Genomic DNA, 18,209 nt, shown 5'->3' with positions numbered 1-18,209 from the left:
TGCGCGAATTGATTGATATTCATGAAAACATTTCCATGGATTGGTTGCTCCTTGCCCAAATCGTATATGTTCTCATACTGATCGTTGTTTGCGGAAAGATCATCTATGATACCCGAAGCAATGTTAAGACCCTGGCTTACCTGCTGGTTGCGATCTTTATTCCCATTATAGGTATGCTTTTCTATTTTACTATCGGCATCAATTACCGCAAGCACAAAATGTACAGCAAAAAGATCCTTGATGATAATGATCTTGCCAAACACCTTAAAGAGGATATCCTGCAAATATCAGAGAAGGCTTTTGCAAAAGGAGGTTCCGCCGTTCGGGATAATAAAGAACTTGCCGTACTTCTTCTTTCCGATATCAACAGCGCACTAACAGAAGGCAACCATGTAAAATTATTGGTGAATGGAGAAAAGAAATTCCCGGAAGTGATCAGTGCGCTTAAAGAAGCAAAGCACCATATCCATATTGAATATTATATCTATGATGATGATACTATCGGCAGGGAGATCGAACAGCTGCTGATTCAAAAGGCTAAAGAAGGAGTTGATGTAAGATTTATTTATGACGATTTTGGAAGTCGCTCCCTACGTAAAGGTATGGTGGGAAGGCTGGAAGAGGCGGGCGTAAAATCTTTCCCTTTTTACCGGATCCGGTTTATAGCACTGGCTAACCGGATCAACTACCGTAATCACAGGAAGATCATTGTGATTGATGGACAAACAGCCTTTATCGGTGGAATAAATGTCAGTGATAAGTATATCAATCAAAATGGAAATGGTAATACACTTTTCTGGCGCGATACCCATTTACGCATAGATGGTCCGGGTGTTTATTACCTGCAATATTTATTTCTTTGCGACTGGAATTTTTGCGCCGGTAGCAGACTTAAACCAGATACCAGTTTTTTCCCTTCTATGGATTCATTTCCCAAAAAAGGTAAGAAATTGGTGCAGATCGCTGCAAGCGGGCCCGATTCAGATATGCCCACCATTTTATTCTCGTTATTGCAGGCCATAAACCTGGCCGAAGAAGAGATCCTGATTACCACACCCTATTTTATTCCAGGTGAAAGCCTCATGGATGCCTTATGCATTGCTTCTTTGGGAGGATTATCTGTTAAGTTGCTTGTGCCGGGTGTTTCAGATTCCAAACTGGTGAATGCGGCTTCCAGTTCCTATTATGAGGAATTGCTGCATGCGGGGGTGGAGATCTATCTCTACCAAAAAGGCTTTGTACATGCCAAAACTTTGGTGGCCGATCGTAAAGTAGCAATTATTGGTACTGCAAATATGGATACCCGTAGCTTCGATCTTAACTTTGAGGTTAACGCGGTAGTGTATGATGAAGAACTCGCTAATGAACTGGCCGATGTATTTTACGATGACCTTAAAGATGCAGAGAAGATTGAGAAGGAATCCTGGAACCAACGGGGCAGAATAAAAAAACTTTCAGAACGAACTGCCCGGCTGGTGTCGCCCCTCTTATAAACTATCTGTTGATCAGATTAGGCGCAGCCATTGCATTCAATCAACGATACATTCAGTATGCTGCCGGTCCTACCATTGGCGGACTCTATTATGTAGCAATCACAGTAGATGGCTTGCTGAACAAGTAATCTGGATGGATTAGGCCGGGCCTGATTATTGTATTTCCATTTAAAAAATACTGGTTTATGAAAAATTCAAATTGGAAATACATTTTCGCCAGTACTGCACTGGCCTTAATTAGCTCCGGCCTTTTTGCGCAAGAGGTAGAAATTGATGCCGTAGAAGTTGAATCATTCTTTGAGCGCAACTGGATGTGGATAACAGCAGGTGTAGTTGCACTTCTGCTGATCATCTGGGCGGCTTCAAGTGGTAAAAAACCAACGAAAAAGACCACTACCACCACCACGGTTGAAAAAGATGATCTTGGAAACGTTACGCGGGTCGAAAAAACAACCGAAGTGAGATAATTCCTCGGGGTAATGCAGAATACGTCTGGTTTGATTAATGGTGGAATTAAATCAACAAATATTTAACCTGGTTTCCCTTTGAAAGCAACAATTCTGTATAATTAACTGGCATGAATATTTAAACAATTGGGTACCCGTCTAATGGGTGCCCAATTGTTTTATATATTAAAATCATTCTGTATGAGCAAGAATCAAATGGACAGTTTTGAAAACCTTTCTGACCAGGAAGCCCTGGTAAAACTGAAGGAAATTGCAGAAGACTGCCGTATGTGCATGTTTGTAACAAATCTTTCTTCTGTGCCTGCAGCATCACGTCCTATGAGTATTCAGGAAGTGGATGAAGAAGGTGCAATCTGGTTCATATCATCCGCCGACAGTGATAAGAATAAAGAAATTGCTACCGATAACAGGGTCCAACTCTACTTCCAGAATAATGGCAGTTCAGAATATCTTTCCATATATGGAGAAGCTTCCGTATTTACGGATAAAGCCACAATAGACAAATATTGGACTGAATTTGCCAATGCATGGTTCACAGGGAAAGATGATCCGAAAGTGACTATCATAAAGATAAGACCGGTCGATTGTTATTATTGGGATACAAAGAATGGAAAGTTTATTGCCTTCATGAAAAGATCTCTCGCAGCATTGACAGGTGCAGATGTGGATGATGATGGAATTGAAGGTAAACTTAAGATCTAAAATTCCCATGCACTCACATAGGCATTTTGTTCCTGCGTATAGTTGATCAAATCAGCATAAAAGGGAAAGCTTGCAAGAGTGGCACTATCGCCCACTATTACAAGTTTTTTCTTAGCTCTTGTCATCGCAACATTCATACGCCGCACTTCTGAAAGGAAACCAATAACAGATTCGGCATTAGACCTGGCCAGACTGATATAAATGATATCTCTTTCCTGTCCCTGGAAACTATCAATTGTGCTTATTGTCAACCTTTGAGAATAAGATGATAATATGCCGGATGAAGCTATCTGCTCCTTCAAAATTTCAACCTGATGCCTATACGGAGAAATTATTCCTATGCTCGGATAGGATGATTTTTTATAATACACATTCATCTCCTGGATATATAATGATAAATGTTTTACGACGAATGCAGCTTCTTCCGGATTAGAAATATTATTTCCTTCTTTACTCTCTTCAAACCCGCAGCCCGCCGTATCAATAAACTGCATCGGATTATCTCCCCGAAATAATATCTCCGAAGCAACTGAATCATCTGCTTCCAGTTTGTTGTCATAGAATTCTTTTGAAGGAAACCCTGCTATAGTTGCATGCATACGGTATTGCTTTTGCAGCAGTACCACTGCCTCAGAATGTATTTCTACTACCTTTTCCATCAATGTTGTATTCAGTCCATTTGATAGTTGTACCAACTTAATGGTTGGCGGCAACTGGTTATGATCACCCGCCATAACCAGTTTTTGTGCTTTCAGTATTGGTATCCAACAGGCGGGCTCAATTGCCTGTGCCGCCTCATCTATCACCACCGTTTGAAAGCGCCTTGACCGTATTGTGTAATGCGATGCTCCAACCAGCGTAGCAGTAATTACTTCAGCTTTTGATAGCAGGTCATCCGAAATATATTCTTCTAATCGTTCTATCTCCTGCTGAATAGCTCTTGCTTCTGAAAACAAAGCCTTCCGCTGTTCGCGTTCAGCCGCTCCAAAACTGCGCTTATAGGTATGTGCCATATCACGGTACTCAGCAGCCTGCTTTCGTAAGCGTTTAATATCACGACTACTATTGTGGGTGGCAATTTTTTCATCAAGCGTCAACCGGAGTAGTTTTTCCTGTACACGGGCAGGATTTCCGATTCTAACAATATTCAATCCCTCGTCTGAGAGTTTCTCACTTATCAGATCAACCGCCGCATTGCTCGGTGCCACAACCAGTACCTGCCCATTTTCACCCCTGGCCAGTGCCCTTATTGCCTGCACCAGGGTAGTGGTCTTACCCGTTCCGGGCGGACCATGAACAACTGCAATATCTCTGGCGGAAAGGATCTTCTCTACTGCCTTCAACTGGAATTCATTCAACCTACCGCTAAGTTTTGCCAGCAGTACGCCAAATTCAGGATCATGATGATATTCCGGCTGCTCCAATCCCATAAGTATACGAACCAGGCGACCCTCTTTATGCTTTTCCGACAACAGACTCGCCTGCTTCAGGGCCTGCTGCATTTCCTTATAGCTGTTCTCGTCAAATATGGCATCAATTCCCAGCTTCCCATCCCGGCTCCAATCGGGAAGCTCATCCACCCTTAAGGCTACCTTCATCCGGTTGCCGCTGATATAGGAAATGATGCCCTCCATCCGGTCATTTTGCACATCGTGATTGGAGAAAAACGCTACTGACATTCCAAAACGGAATTGGTGCTGGAGTTCCTGGTGCGATGTGCGCTCGATCTCAATAGTCAGGTAATCTCCCCTGCCCGGCTCAGTTCCTCTTAAAGCAATCGGAAACCATGTCATGCCATTCTCCCGCTTTTCGCTGATCCGCATATGCCGGGTTAGGGCTTCAAACTGCACACGATCTTCCTCCCGCTCATTGTCCAGCAATGCCTGCAACTGCCTGAAATATTCCATGCCCGCAATTTAAGGTGTCTGACACATGTTCGGAGGATGTTCGAACATGTTTCGTGTCCATTCTGCACTATTTCTGGTGAGCATACAGTTTACAGGAATATCGGATTTGCACTCCGTTCAAAGAATTCAGTGCCACAAATTGAAAATACGTTCAGGGGAGACCAAGTATATGCCTTATTCTTTTAGTGTGTAAATATGAATGGCGTATCCTAACGGGTACGCCCTTATCGCTTTAATAATCTAAACATTCCTTCCTCTTTATCTCTGGAAAAACCCAAAGGGAATGGATGCAAGTGCAATAAATATCCTCAATTGTTCGGGCGTCAATTCATGATAAGCATAAGCCTTAACCGGCCCGTCTTTTCCGATGGTCATCAATGCCGGGTATTCTTCGATGTAAAACATCTTTGCCTGCATTTCAGAAGATCCCTGCATCCGGAACTGTTTATCCTTCGTCCTGCCCCAAATGGTTAAACCGGTCCCCGCAGAGAAGTTTTTCCATTTATCATTTAACACCCCAATACTACTGCTGTCTTTTCCATTCCAGTATTGCGTCTGATTCTGGTGGCTTTTTGTTGACGGTTCATAGGAAAGAGTAAACCAGCCTATAGTATCCCGCCCAACCATGATAAACTGATTTTCATTGGGATCGGTATATCTTTCAGGAGCACCATATTCACCCGCTTCTGTAGATACAGATTGCGATCCGTCATCGTTCCTTGTTTTCTCCACTGTTCTATCTGCCGTTACAGTCTCCCTGTAATCAATAACACACTTTACTGTATCACTCCCTGCTATAAAGGGGAAAATAGCCCTGTAATCTGCCGACTTCGATTTGCTGATACCAACCCCTGTTATCAGGCTTATGGCACCAGAGGCAACATTACCGCCTCGGTTGGGCCGACGCCGCGTTTGTATTATCTTTTGGGGCAAAGCAGTTAATTCAAAGGAATCCAATTCTCTTATGACCCCGGCCGGAATTCCTTTTGCTGAATACATACAGGCTGGTTCAAGATAAAGTTCACGTAGAGCTATGTCCGCAGGCTGAAAAATCCATGATGCAATGCTGTCAAATGCGCTGATATATACTGCAGGGTGGGCCGGTAGTCTGGTAAGTATAATCTGTCCCGCGGATGCCTTATCGCGGTGAATATCTACTGTAAATGTTTTATCAAGGAGGGCGGATCCATTTACCCCATCCAGGATCCTGCACTTGATCTCTATGCTACTGGATTGAACAATATCGTTATCATTAAGACCGGGATGGAACTGGAAGCGTTCAAAAATCTGAAGAAAAAGATAAAGAGATGTTGGACTTTTCTCCGCTAACTCGGTTTTGAACTTTGGATACTCCTGGAAGGGATTCAATTTCTTAATGGTAAGGTTAAAAGCCGTCCTCCTGATCTGGTATTGATTCGTAATTGCTTTCGCAAAAATGCTTTCCACATGCTTCCTATAAGTTTCTTCCTGCAAGAGTATAACCGGCATTGAAGCGGGATTCTTGGCCCAATAATACTCAAATCGTTGAACCTTCATATTTCGTTCCTGCGCAATAATCGGGGATGTACTGCACAAAAACCAATAGAGAATGAAACAGTAAGAGTTAGCTATTAACCTTTGTGAGTAAGAATATGAGCTGCGCATATCAAAATTTTTTTAGTCCAAGTTTTTCAAGCAGATTATCTTTCTTCGACTTACTTACCGCAAGCTTTTCGCCGGTTCTTAAAACAACATTCCCCCCGTCGGTCCTAAGAAATTGCAGGATATAATTCAGATTAACCAGGGTTGAATGATGTATGCGTTGAAATATCTCAGCGGGCAGCAACTCTTCAATATCTCCCAATGTTTTGGAGATCAGCATGGCCTTCTTGTCTGCTATAAAAATCTTTGTATAGGCTCCTTCTGCATAGCAGTATACGATCGAAGATATATCTACAAATTCATAACCCTCCCGCTGCGGAAGCGCAATTTTTTGATTGCCCGAGGGCTTACGTATATTCTCCAGGAATGTATTTATATGCTGTAAACCATTCCCCGAATTCATTTTGTTTTCAACCTTTTTTACGGCTTCCTGTAAATCGGTAGAATCAATTGGTTTCAATAAGTAATCAATGGCACTTATCCGGAACGCCTTTGCCGCAAATTCATCGTGGGCAGTGGTGAAAATGATAGAGAAATTAACCTCCTCCAATATCTCCAGCATTTCAAATCCACTCATCCACGGCATCTGTACATCCAGAAAAACAAGATCAGGATGATGTTTTTTGATTGATAATATACCCTCCTTTCCGTTTGAACAGATGTCCACAATGGTCACTGATGGACAATATTTTTTCAAATCGTTCTGAAGCGATTTAAGGCAGTGTTGCTCATCATCTATAAGTATTGATCGTATCATTCTGATGGGTGCTATTATTCTTCTGCAAAGGATAAGACAACTTTGGTCCCTTCACTTTTGCCAGCCGCAGTTTCTTTGTCAGTAATACTGAGTCCACCTTTCCGGTGCTTCAATAAATTATCCAGTTTCAAACGAGAAGCTGTTAAGGCAATACCTTTACTCGTATGGGTGCCATTAGAAGGGGCTATATTTTGCGTGGATAATTTTCTCCCAATGCCATCATCCTCTACAATTATCTCTACTTCGTTGTTATTCTTCTCTACCTTCAAACTTATATGACCCTTGTTGTTTTTTGGAATTATACCATGCCAGATTGCGTTCTCAATAAAAGGCTGAATAATCAGCGCGGGTACCTGCACCGATTTGAGATCTATATTTTCCGCCACTTTCACTTCATAGGTAAATTTCTCATCAAACCGCATCGACTCAAGCTGGAGATAAAGCTTACAGGTTTCGATCTCATCATACAACGTGATCTCCTTCTTGTCAGCATTGTTGATCAACGTGCGCATCAGTTTTGAAAAAGTGGTCAGGTAAACGATACTTTCCTCTATGCGGTTTTCCTGTATAAGAGCTTTGATAGAATTCATGCTGTTAAAGATGAAATGTGGGTTCATCTGTGCACGCAATGCTTTGGATTCCTGTTCTGCCTTCTTCAGCTTATAGGCAGTTTTTAAACGCTCCTCTTTCCGCACCCTTCTTACATAATGAAAGAGAAAATAGATCAGCGTCCAACCTGATAAGGTCAGTAGTACCAGGAAAAGATTAAAGAAGAATTCTTCATTCAATTTTGGTAACCAGAACCCTTCCCCTCTTTTTTTGATGATCCATAGACCGATATTCACCATTATGGTCATCCACAGACCGGTTCCAATAATTGATACAGTAATATTGATTAATGCTAATTGTATAAGTTGCCTGGAGAACTTGTTTTTGAAAATGCCAAACGACTTAATGATTGTTTTAATAAGGTTGGTAGTGAGAATCCCTAATAAAATAACTGTTACTGCAATGGGGGAAAAATATTTACTGTCGTGGTAGATCCTGTCGTTAAAGAAGAAAAGTACCGCTGTAAATACGATCCAGCCTGTAAGCTGGTATTTCCAATAGAAGGATAATCTTTTCATGCCCTTATTAAGTTAGCAAGATTTACTGATTTGACCATTTCTCTCTTCAAGGTAATATTTACAATACCCTATGATACTATCCACTTGGTGGATATACATTCCGGGTTGATAATTGTCTCTTAAAGCATGATAACTGGATAACCACTCTCGTAAAACTTCCATTTCACCAATTCCCAATCCATCCGAGTGAGTTGTGTAATGAGGCTATCAGGCCGCTAACTGCTGCTTGACTTCCGCTTCTCCTGAACTTAGATTTGACTTCATCACCTGGTTTCTTATTTCATAACTCCTTAAACCTCCAACGATGAAATCGATACTATCAGTGCTGCTATTGCTCCTTCTGGAACCAGGATATGCACAAACATTGACTTCCGAAATGCCTCCCTGTAAAATTGAGCTGATCACCACCAGCGGAAATCGTTTCGTGGGATGGATAATAGTGGTGGAGGATAGTTTACTCCATGCTGATCCCTGTAAAAAGCGGGATAATAAAGGAGGTAATTCAAAGAAGCCAGCGAGCTTTTATTTTCATAGGATTAAAAGCATTAAAATCCTGCAGAAAAATGAAAAGTTTATTATCAATGGTGATCTTAAATCATTTGGCAAATTCAGGGACAGAATTTCAATGTTGCCCCCCGCCATAAGTTCCTCGGATTACCGCAGGAGATTGAATTTTATCGTATCGCCCCGAATGAAGAAAATTGATCCTTCATTCCTGAGCTTCCAGATGCAGGTAAGGTTGATGCGGATCTTTCATGGAAATAAACTTTACCTGGTTACCGCAGCCAGCTCAGCCAATGCTGTTAAAAAGATAAAAGCCACCCTGGATAAGGAGAAAGCAATGATCGGGAATATCTGGTTCGACAGTCATGGCAAATATGCCAGTCGGAAATCATTATTCTCTATTGGGCAGGAAGATTTTACTTATGCAGCAATCAAGGATAGCTTGGCCACCCACCATCTGAAAGAACTATCTCCCTATTGCGACACCACCACACAGGTTGGTATCGGTTCCTGCTACGGGGGTGCCAGTTTTACGCTCCCCGCCATAGAAGATTTCCCCGCGCACAAAATGAATGGCGACTCACTGATGATCGGTTTGAGCAGGCTCCTTGGCAATGCAACGGTATATGCCTGTGAAAGTTTTGTGATGACCGGACCGGGCCTCCTTAATGTCAACTACTCCTTATGCGGCACTCCTGCCCGGAAAAAATACAAAGACCCTCTTTACCGGCCTGTTTGGGAAAGGGCAGGCGAATGGAACAGGTATTCAGGTAAGAGTCGCAGTTTTGGTGAACCCGTATCAGTAACCCTTCGGCAGGATGGCACCATCGGTATTAAAGACCATCGTTACCTTCAGATTAAAAAGAATAAAGAGAAACTTACTAAAAAGCTTAAAAAATTTAGATCCGGAAATTATAATATAGCGCTGCTTTACAGGAATTAAGTTCATTACTGCCCCATCAATCTCTTCAACGCGGCAATCACAATTTCAGGTTTCTCGCGCTGTATAAAATGCCCTGACTCAACTACCTGCGCACGAACATTTGGCTGCTGCTTTGACCATTTCTGTAGTTCGGAAATCCATATCTTTTTGAGTGGCGTTTCGGATGCCGACCATTCCCTTAAACTACCCGCAATCAAAAGCTCGGTTTTCCCCTTATACAACTTATCCGACCTGGATGCCTGGTTCATCGCAGGCATCATCGCATCAAACTCATCCTGTGCAGCAATGTTGATGGCACTCCGGGTTATGACCAATCGCGTGAATTCATCGGGGTATTTCAAAGCCATCTGTGCATAACTTTCTTTTGTAGCAGGGTCCACCAGCAACAAACCCTTCGTTTCTGCAGGATACAACGCGGCAAAGGCCCGGGCAAATGCGCCACCCCAACTCCAACCCCCTACAATATATGGCCCACTAATGCCAGATTTGTTGAGTGCCTGGTGCAGTTCCTCCGCCACTCGGTTTGCAGTACGGCTCTGCGAACAGGCTTCCGAATCGCGGTAACCCGGTCGGTCATAGGTTATTACAATGGCCACCTTTGACAACTCCGGAACAATGCTGCTCCAGCAGCTATGATCACTGTTTCCGCCAGCCTCAAGCACTACCACCGGTCCCTTGTTACCCGTTTTATATAGTACCATCACATGGCCATCTATCTTAACCCTTAAAGTATCTGGCCGGTAAGTAAAGGCATCGATAATTCCCTGTATACGGCGCTTATGACTGGAGTCAATTTCAAGTGATTTTTTGTAATTCTCAGCAGCTGCCTCGTACTTGCCAATTCTTCCCAGCGCCTCCCCATAACTATCAAATACATTGGAAGAGTGAGGGAATAATTTCGTATTCAGTTCAAATAACTTCAACGCGCCCCCAGCATCCTTTTGTTCGCGCAGTCGTTCATATCCCCAGCGATTCAACAGGTACTCCGCAACCGCCATATCATACTCATTCCTCTGTGTTTCTGTAAGTGCCATAAAGCTATCACATGCAGCAATAACCGAACTCGCCCTTATCTGCTTACGTACAGCATTGGCAAATGTTTTCTTCTTAGACTCAAGCGGTAAATCATAAAGTACAGCAATGATATCACGGAAAAGGGGAGTAGTAGCACCCGTTGTATTATCCAGTACAACTATAAAATTATGCTCCTCCGGAAATCTTGCCAGTTCAGTGAGGAAACCATTGATTCCTCCGCTATGCCAGATCATGTTAATGAACTTAGAACTATCCTGCGTAGGGATCTTCTCAATAAACCAGCCATAACCCGATTTCATGCTTCCACCCATAGGAAGATATCCCATAAACATTTTCTGCTTGAGTGAATCACCCAACAATTTATTGCTATAAAGTGCCTGGTTCCATAGATGGAGATCTTCCACCGTTGAATAAAGCGAACCTGCTGAATAAGGCAGGGCCATATTCAGGAAAGCGGCATTCCTATAACCTTCCAGTTTCTGTTCATATCCACTTGCCCTGGCCTCAATCAGGTACTCATGCATGTCGTAACCGGTATTTTTCATACCCACAACATCCAGGACCTTTACCTGCAGCTGCTTCTCATAACTATTACCACTAACCGCTTCTATAATAGCCCCCAATATGAAGTATCCCGAATTACTGTAATTGAACCGGCTTCCTGGTTCAAATTCAAGGTCGCCACTGCAATAGGTTTTAATAAAGTCATGCACCCTGTAATATTTTCCTGAATTGGGAAAGAAGCTGTCATCGTCAGTATAATTCGGTATTCCCGATCCATGTGATAACAAATGGTGAATGGTTACCTTCTCACCCGTTTCTCTTCGGTAGTTGGGAAGATAATCTGTGATCTTTCCATCCAGTCGAACCTTTCCTTCTTCCACCAACTGCATGATCAGCATTGCAGTGAATTGCTTGGTTATAGATCCCAGCCTGAACCTTGTATTCGTGGTATTTGGAACATTCCATTCAAAGTTGGCCATTCCCACGGCCCCTTTGTAGATCACCTCATCTTTCTGCGCCACCAATACAGAACCATTAAATAGTCCCTCGTCAGAATAATATTTTACCAGTGCTGCGATTTTTTCCGGCTTCGATTGTGCTCTAATGGTTGATATAATGCTAATCGAAAGAAAGAAGAGGAGAAGAGTCTGTTTCATATTAGGGTTTAAAATAACGCATTTGAGAAGATAGAGCAACTACTGTGGTATATTTATTGAAGTATTGATCTTAAAATCTTTTGTATGAAGAATGTTATTTTCATTTTATCAGCCTTAGTTTTTTTCTCCTGCACTGAGCCTTCAACAAAGGACACGGCCGACAAAAAAATTGAAGAGGGACTTGAACAGATCAAAGAAGGGCTTGAAATGAAAGCCGATTCTGCCGGAGCATACCTGGAATCACAAAAGGCTAAAGCTGAAGCAGAGATCAATGCGCGGATGAAAGAATTGGATGCCCGGATCAACAAACTTGAAAAAGATGGTAGTAAGAAAAGCCGGGAAGCACGCGAAGAACTGGAAGAGGATCGCACTGAACTGGAAAAGAAACTCGATGAAATAAAGAACAGCTCTGAAACAACCTGGGAAAAAACAAAACAAAGTCTTGATACAACTTTCCGTAAGGCCGACAATAAATGGAAGGAGATAAAGGCCGATTTCAAGGATCTGTTCAATTAATCCGCAACAGCATTTCACCTGCACATCGTATTGGTTTTACCATATTGATTAACTTCCATGGTAGTACGCTTTACAATTAAACCAAAACGATGCAGGCTATTTTTGGAATTCTCTTTCATTTTATCGGGGGCTTCGCCTCAGGAAGTTTTTATGTTCCTTTTAAAAAAGTCCGCCAATGGTCATGGGAATCTTACTGGATCATCGGCGGACTTTTCTCCTGGCTTATAGTACCTCCCCTCGCAGCTCTGCTTACCGTACCTGGATTTGGTTCAATCATCAAAGAGGCAAGTTCGTCTACGCTGGGCTGGACTTATTTCTGGGGTGTACTCTGGGGTGTTGGCGGACTCACCTATGGTCTGGGAATCCGTTACCTTGGCATGTCGCTGGGTAACTCTGTTCTGCTTGGATTAACCGCTGCCCTCGGTTCTCTGCTCCCCGCCATTTATTACAACTACGCCCCAACTGAAGGCAAGATCACCTTCTCGCAGATGCTTGCTTCAAATGGCGGACAACTGGTACTTCTCGGAGTGCTGGTATGCCTCATAGGTATCGCCATCTGCGGTTATGCCGGAAGACGCAAGGAACTGAAGGCCTCTCTCGCCACCCGTGTTGAATCGCAGAAAGAATTCAACCTGAAAAAAGGACTCACCTTCGCCATCATTTCCGGAATACTCAGCGCCTGCTTCAACTACGGAATCGAAGCCGGTGATGAACTCTCTAAACTCTCCGTCAGCCGGGGTTTCAATCCTCTGTTCCAGAATAATGCTGCCTATGTGGTACTGCTATGGGGCGGACTCACCACCAATCTCATCTGGTGTGTATACCTGAATTTCAAAAACCGATCCTTTAAAGACTATACCGATAAATCTTCACCACTGGCCAATAACTACCTGTTCTCTGCACTGGCAGGAACTACCTGGTACCTTCAGTTCTTTTTCTATGGTATGGGCGAAAGCAAACTTGGTAATGGAGCCTCCTCCTGGATCCTTCATATGGCGTTCATAATCCTGGTCTCTAATTTCTGGGGACTGGCACTGAAAGAATGGAAAGGAGTGGATAAGAAAGTACTCGGGATTTTTGTCCTGGGTTTGCTGACCATCTTCCTTTCGGTAATACTGGTAGGTATTGGAAACTCCATGTCGGTGTGATGATTTTTATTTTAATAACTGATTGATAATTGAATATTATGGCAGAAGTTCTTAGGTCTTTCAAATACGTAAGTTATTTGTGGGAAGATGCAATAGCCGCTACCATGGAAGGTGATGAAGTCGCCTTACTGGTGTATCGTTCCAATCTCCTTGGCGCCGATCTTCGGCTCACTAACTATGGCGGAGGCAATACCTCTTGTAAAGCGATGGCTGCTGATCCACTCACGGGCAAACAGGTGGAAGTGATGTGGGTGAAAGGTTCGGGTGGTGACCTCGGTACCATGAAACGGAACGGACTGGCAGCACTTTACGTGGACCGCCTCCGCAGTTTAAAAGCTATCTATAAAGGCATTGAGCAAGAAGATGAAATGGTGGAACTGTTCAACCATTGTATCTATGACCTAAGCTCTAGGGCCCCATCCATCGATACCCCGCTTCATGGGTTTCTTCCCTTCAAGCATATTGATCACCTTCACCCCGATGCGGCTATTGCCATCGCCGCTGCAAAAGATGGTAAGCGGATAACACACGAACTATTTGGCGGAACCATCGGCTGGGTTGATTGGCAAAGGCCGGGTTTTGACCTTGGACTGAAATTAAAACAATGCCTCGATGAGAACCCGGGAATCAGGGGAATCATGTTGGGCTCTCATGGGCTTTTCACCTGGGGTGATACCGCCTACGAGAGTTATATCAATACCCTCGAAGTGATCGAACGTTGTTCTGAGTACATTGATTCCACCATTAAAAACCAAACTGCAGTGTTTGGCGGAGAAAGGATAGTATCACTCCCACCAGCTCAACGCAAGACCATTGCGGTAGCCATAGCGCCCATCCTGCGAGGACTATGTTCTTCCATGAACAGGATGATCGGTCATTTTACGGATGACGACAGAGTTCTCCAATTTATCAATAGTCATCACCTGAGCCGGCTGGCACCGATGGGAACCAGCTGTCCCGACCATTTTCTTAGAACCAAGATATCACCCCTGGTGCTGGAATTGTCGGGTGATGATTTTCACTCCCCCGCAGAGGAAATTAAGCATCGGATAACTCCTCATTTTGAAGATTACCGGCAGAAATATGCTGAGTACTACAACAGCTGCAAGCATGCTGATAGTCCCGCCATGCGCGACCCCACCCCTGTTGTCATCCTGGTTCCCGGCGTGGGCATGTTCACCTTTGCAAAAGACAAGCAGACCGCCCGCGTGGCCTCCGAATTTTATATCAATGCCATCAATGTAATGCGTGGTGCCGAAGCCATATCTGAATATACATCCCTGCCACACCAGGAAGCTTTCAATATTGAATACTGGCTTCTCGAAGAGGCAAAACTTCAGCGGATGCCCAGGCCTAAACCCCTCAGCGGAAAGATCGCCCTCGTAACGGGAAGTGCCGGAGGCATCGGAAAAGCCATCGCCAGAAAGTTTGCTGCCGAAGGCGCCTGCGTCATTCTCAACGATATCAACCAGGAAAGGCTTGATGGTGCAATAGCAGAATTCAATCGTGAATTTGGAAAAGATAATGTGGCATCCTGCACTTTGAATGTGACCGACGAAAATTCTATTGCAGCAGCCTTTGATGCTGCATCCCTCGCTTTCTGTGGGGTCGACATCGTGGTTAATAATGCTGGCATCAGCATCTCTAAACCAATAGAAGAGCATACCATCCAGGACCTCGACAGACTTTATGATATCCTTATAAAAGGCCAGTTTCTTGTTTCAAGGGCTGCACTTGCCGTTATGCGAAAACAGGAGATGGGAGGCGATATCATCAATGTGGTTTCTAAGAATGGGATCCTGGCAGGGCCAAATAATGCCGGTTACGGCAGCGCCAAAGCTGCACAGGCACACCTAAGCCGGTTGATGGCCGCTGAATTGGGTAAAGACAAGATCCGCGTTAATACGGTAAACCCCGATGCGGTGATCTCCGACAGTAATATCTGGAGTGGCGGATGGGCAGAAGGAAGGGCCAAAGCCTACGGCATCACCGTTGAAGAACTGCCGGCTTATTATGCCAAACGCACCTTGCTGAACGAAACCATCCTGCCCGATGATATCGCTAATGCCTGCTTTGCTTTTGTTGGTGGACTACTGAATAAGTCCACCGGTAACACACTGAATGTTGATGGCGGGGTAGCTGCCGCCTTCATACGTTGACCACAATATAAAAAGAACGATTCTATGCACTTAGATCTATCCCGCATCCAGGAATTGAACCAACCCCTGCTCGCGGAACATAAACGAAAATTCGAATTTCATGCGGCGGGCGCTGCCGGTATTGAAACTGTTATCCAAAAGCTAATGGCGTTCAATGTGGCTATCCCATCATGGGCGCTGGGAACAGGTGGCACCCGCTTTGGTAGATTCTCTGGTGCCGGTGAACCCGGAAACCTTGAAGAAAAACTGGATGATATCGGTTTGCTTCATGCCCTCAACCGAAGCAGCGGCGCCGTTTCACTTCATATCCCCTGGGATATTCCGGAAGATTATGCTGCTATCCGCACCAAAGCTGCCCAACTGGATCTCGCCTTCGATGCCGTCAACTCCAACACATTCCAGGACCAACCCGGCCAATCGCTCAGTTATAAGTTCGGCTCACTGCAGCATGTGGATGCCGCCGTAAGAAGACAGGCCATCGACCATAATATTGAAGTGATCCGCCATGGAATTGAGTTAGGCTCTAAGGCACTGACCGTTTGGCTCAGCGACGGAAGCTGCTTCCCCGGTCAACTGAACTTCCGACGGGCCTTCCAGAATACACTGGAGAGTCTTCAGGAGATCTATAAACAACTGCCGGCCGACTGGAAACTTTTTGTGGAATACAAAGCTTTTGAGCCGAATTTTTATTCGATGACAGTGGGCGACTGGGGCCAATCCCTGCTCTTCGCCAATAAATTGGGTCCACAGGCTTATACGCTGGTTGACCTTGGGCATCATCTTCCCAATGCCAATATCGAACAGATAGTGGCACTGCTCCTGATGGAAGGTAAACTTGCCGGCTTCCATTTCAACGACAGTAAATATGGTGATGATGACCTTACGGTTGGAAGTATCAGGCCCTACCAGCTCTTCCTTATTTTCAATGAACTGGTGGAGGGGATGGATGCCCGTGGAATGGACCATGCATCCGAACTGGGATGGATGATCGACGCTTCACACAATGTAAAGGACCCGCTGGAAGACCTGCTTCAATCAGTGGAAGCTATCCTCATTGCATATGCGCAGGCGCTGATACTTGACCGTAAAAAACTGGAGGAAGCACAGCAATCCAATGATGTGGTGAGAGCCCAGGAAATTTTGCAGCAGAGCTTCCGAACTGATGTGCGCCCGATAGTGGCGGAGGCGCGTTTTCGCAGTGGTGGCGCACTTGATCCGCTCGAAAGCTTCAGATCACTTAATATCAGGAAGGAACTGATCCGTGAAAGAGGTAGTAAAACCGTTGCAACCGGATTATAATGGAGGCGAAAGAAGTAATAGCAGTTTTAGATATCGGGAAGACCAACAAAAAGTTGATCCTGTTTGACCGTGACTACCAGCTTGTTTGGGAAAGGGAGGAACAACTGAAAGAAACAACCGATGCAGATGGTTTTCCCTGCGAAGATATCAAAGCATTATCCGGTTGGATGCTCTCATCATTGCAATCAATCCTGGATAATCCCGGTTATAATTTGCGGGCAATAAATTGCGCGGCCTATGGTGCCAGTTTCGTTTTGCTTGACGAGTCTGGACAGGTAATTGCACCCCTGTATAATTACCTGAAACCTTATCCTGAAGAATTACTTCAACAGTTTTATGATATCTATGGTGGCAGGTCAGAACTCTGCCGGGCAACAGCGTCACCGCCACTTGGAAGCCTGAACTCCGGTCTACAGCTTTACCGGCTTAAAATGGAAGATCCGGAATTGTTCAGCAGGCTGCATTATGCCCTGCATCTTCCACAGTATCTCGCATACCTTCTTACAGGCCATGCCTTTTCTGACATTACCAGCATTGGCTGCCATACACATCTCTGGAACTTTGATAAATCCGATTACCACAATTGGGTGTACCGCGAAGGCATAGATAAAAAGCTGGCACCAATTCATCAAAGCAGTGGAATTGCTGGTTATTACCAGGCGAAAATCCCTGTGGGAGTTGGACTACATGATAGTTCAGCTGCCCTTGTTCCATACCTGCAGACCTTACAGGAACCATTTGTTTTATTGTCGACCGGTACCTGGTGTATCAGTCTCAACCCCTTTAATGACAAGCCACTTACTGATGCGGAGCTGCAAAAGGACTGTCTTTGTTACCTTAGTTATGAAGGCCGGCAGGTTAAAGCTAGCAGGCTGTTCTTAGGTTACGAACACGAACAGGAGGTAAAAAAACTTGCCGCACAATTTGATAAACCTTTTGACCATTATAAGCATCTCCGATTTGATCCTGCACCAGATGGAGGCTATGAAAAAGCCTATCATCGGTTGGTGGGGGACATGGTACATAAACAAGTGGAAAGCACAAGCCTTGTTATTCAGGAGGGTAACGTTAATCGGATCTTTGTAGACGGCGGGTTCAGTGGAAACGACGTATATATGAAAATGCTGGCAGCAGCATTCTCTGCATATGAATTACGTACAGCGGAGGTAGCACAGGCCTCGGCCTTAGGTGCTGCAATGACTATGCATGATCATTGGAACACAACTCGGTAAGCCTCGATTTTTAGGTAGGGAATAAAGGACAGATGAATTAGGGCTGAAAAAGAATCTTCACGTTTGGCGAGTCTGAAAGATTGTGTGTTGTAGTGCCCTTCATCTGCTGCAAGAGCACC

At 44.4% G+C, this 18,209-nt stretch carries 14 protein-coding genes; 9 read left to right on the top strand and 5 right to left on the bottom strand.

From position 1 onward, the window contains the following. Positions 1-35 precede the first annotated feature (35 nt). From cls to HY58_RS15135, 3 genes are all read left to right on the top strand, one after another. Positions 36-1,493 (top strand): cardiolipin synthase, encoded by a 1,458-nt coding sequence (gene cls, locus HY58_RS15145; protein WP_039133825.1) that lies wholly within the window; start codon positions 36-38, stop codon positions 1,491-1,493. A gap of 185 nt (positions 1,494-1,678) precedes the next feature. Continuing rightward, positions 1,679-1,960 (top strand): hypothetical protein, encoded by a 282-nt coding sequence (locus tag HY58_RS15140; protein WP_039133823.1) that lies wholly within the window; start codon positions 1,679-1,681, stop codon positions 1,958-1,960. A 180-nt stretch (positions 1,961-2,140) separates the two neighbouring features. Then, positions 2,141-2,662, top strand: a complete 522-nt coding sequence (locus tag HY58_RS15135) for a pyridoxamine 5'-phosphate oxidase family protein (RefSeq protein WP_072037638.1) — start codon at positions 2,141-2,143, stop codon at positions 2,660-2,662. On the opposite strand, the gene HY58_RS15130 is transcribed toward HY58_RS15135, so the two are convergent. From HY58_RS15130 to HY58_RS19030, 4 genes are all read right to left on the bottom strand, one after another. After that, entirely contained in the window at positions 2,659-4,569 is a 1,911-nt protein-coding gene (locus HY58_RS15130) for an IGHMBP2 family helicase (protein ID WP_039133821.1), read from the bottom strand. The genes HY58_RS15135 and HY58_RS15130 overlap by 4 nt on opposite strands. Positions 4,570-4,827: 258 nt before the next feature. Next, positions 4,828-6,057, bottom strand: coding sequence for a hypothetical protein (locus tag HY58_RS15125; protein WP_172644668.1), 1,230 nt, complete (start codon positions 6,055-6,057; stop codon positions 4,828-4,830). A 157-nt stretch (positions 6,058-6,214) separates the two neighbouring features. Further along, a complete protein-coding gene (locus tag HY58_RS15120) occupies positions 6,215-6,967 on the bottom strand; it encodes a LytTR family DNA-binding domain-containing protein (protein WP_039133816.1) in 753 nt (250 codons plus the stop codon). A 14-nt stretch (positions 6,968-6,981) separates the two neighbouring features. Then, complete coding sequence (locus tag HY58_RS19030) at positions 6,982-8,094, bottom strand: sensor histidine kinase (protein WP_052324186.1); 1,113 nt, start codon at positions 8,092-8,094, stop codon at positions 6,982-6,984. Between the two features lie 304 nt (positions 8,095-8,398). On the opposite strand from HY58_RS19030, the gene HY58_RS15110 reads away from it, so the two are divergent. After that, a complete protein-coding gene (locus HY58_RS15110; protein WP_039133813.1) occupies positions 8,399-9,541 on the top strand; it encodes a hypothetical protein in 1,143 nt (380 codons plus the stop codon). Positions 9,542-9,546: 5 nt separating this feature from the next. On the opposite strand, the gene HY58_RS19025 is transcribed toward HY58_RS15110, so the two are convergent. After that, positions 9,547-11,736, bottom strand: coding sequence for an alpha/beta fold hydrolase (locus HY58_RS19025; RefSeq protein WP_052324185.1), 2,190 nt, complete (start codon positions 11,734-11,736; stop codon positions 9,547-9,549). Between the two features lie 84 nt (positions 11,737-11,820). Here HY58_RS19025 and HY58_RS15100 point away from each other — a divergent pair, with 84 nt between their 5' ends. The 5 genes from HY58_RS15100 (at position 11,821) to HY58_RS15080 (ending at position 18,090) form a co-directional block, all read left to right on the top strand. Then, positions 11,821-12,252 (top strand): hypothetical protein, encoded by a 432-nt coding sequence (locus tag HY58_RS15100; RefSeq protein ID WP_039133810.1) that lies wholly within the window; start codon positions 11,821-11,823, stop codon positions 12,250-12,252. 89 nt (positions 12,253-12,341) lie between these two features. Next, complete coding sequence (gene rhaT, locus HY58_RS15095; RefSeq protein WP_039133807.1) at positions 12,342-13,400, top strand: L-rhamnose/proton symporter RhaT; 1,059 nt, start codon at positions 12,342-12,344, stop codon at positions 13,398-13,400. A gap of 38 nt (positions 13,401-13,438) precedes the next feature. Further along, positions 13,439-15,559, top strand: coding sequence for a bifunctional rhamnulose-1-phosphate aldolase/short-chain dehydrogenase (locus tag HY58_RS15090; protein ID WP_039133804.1), 2,121 nt, complete (start codon positions 13,439-13,441; stop codon positions 15,557-15,559). Between the two features lie 24 nt (positions 15,560-15,583). Next, positions 15,584-16,858 (top strand): sugar isomerase, encoded by a 1,275-nt coding sequence (locus tag HY58_RS15085; protein WP_039133801.1) that lies wholly within the window; start codon positions 15,584-15,586, stop codon positions 16,856-16,858. Next, positions 16,858-18,090, top strand: a complete 1,233-nt coding sequence (locus HY58_RS15080) for an FGGY-family carbohydrate kinase (protein WP_052324184.1) — start codon at positions 16,858-16,860, stop codon at positions 18,088-18,090. The genes HY58_RS15085 and HY58_RS15080 overlap by 1 nt, the downstream gene beginning before the upstream one ends. The last annotated feature ends 119 nt before the right edge of the window (positions 18,091-18,209 follow it).

It is taken from the genome of Flavihumibacter sp. ZG627, assembly GCF_000814325.1.
In the GTDB taxonomy this organism is placed as follows: Bacteria; Bacteroidota; Bacteroidia; order Chitinophagales; family Chitinophagaceae; genus Flavihumibacter.
The sequence above is the reverse complement of the archived record's forward strand: the minus strand, read 5'-3'. Positions and strand labels throughout refer to the sequence as shown.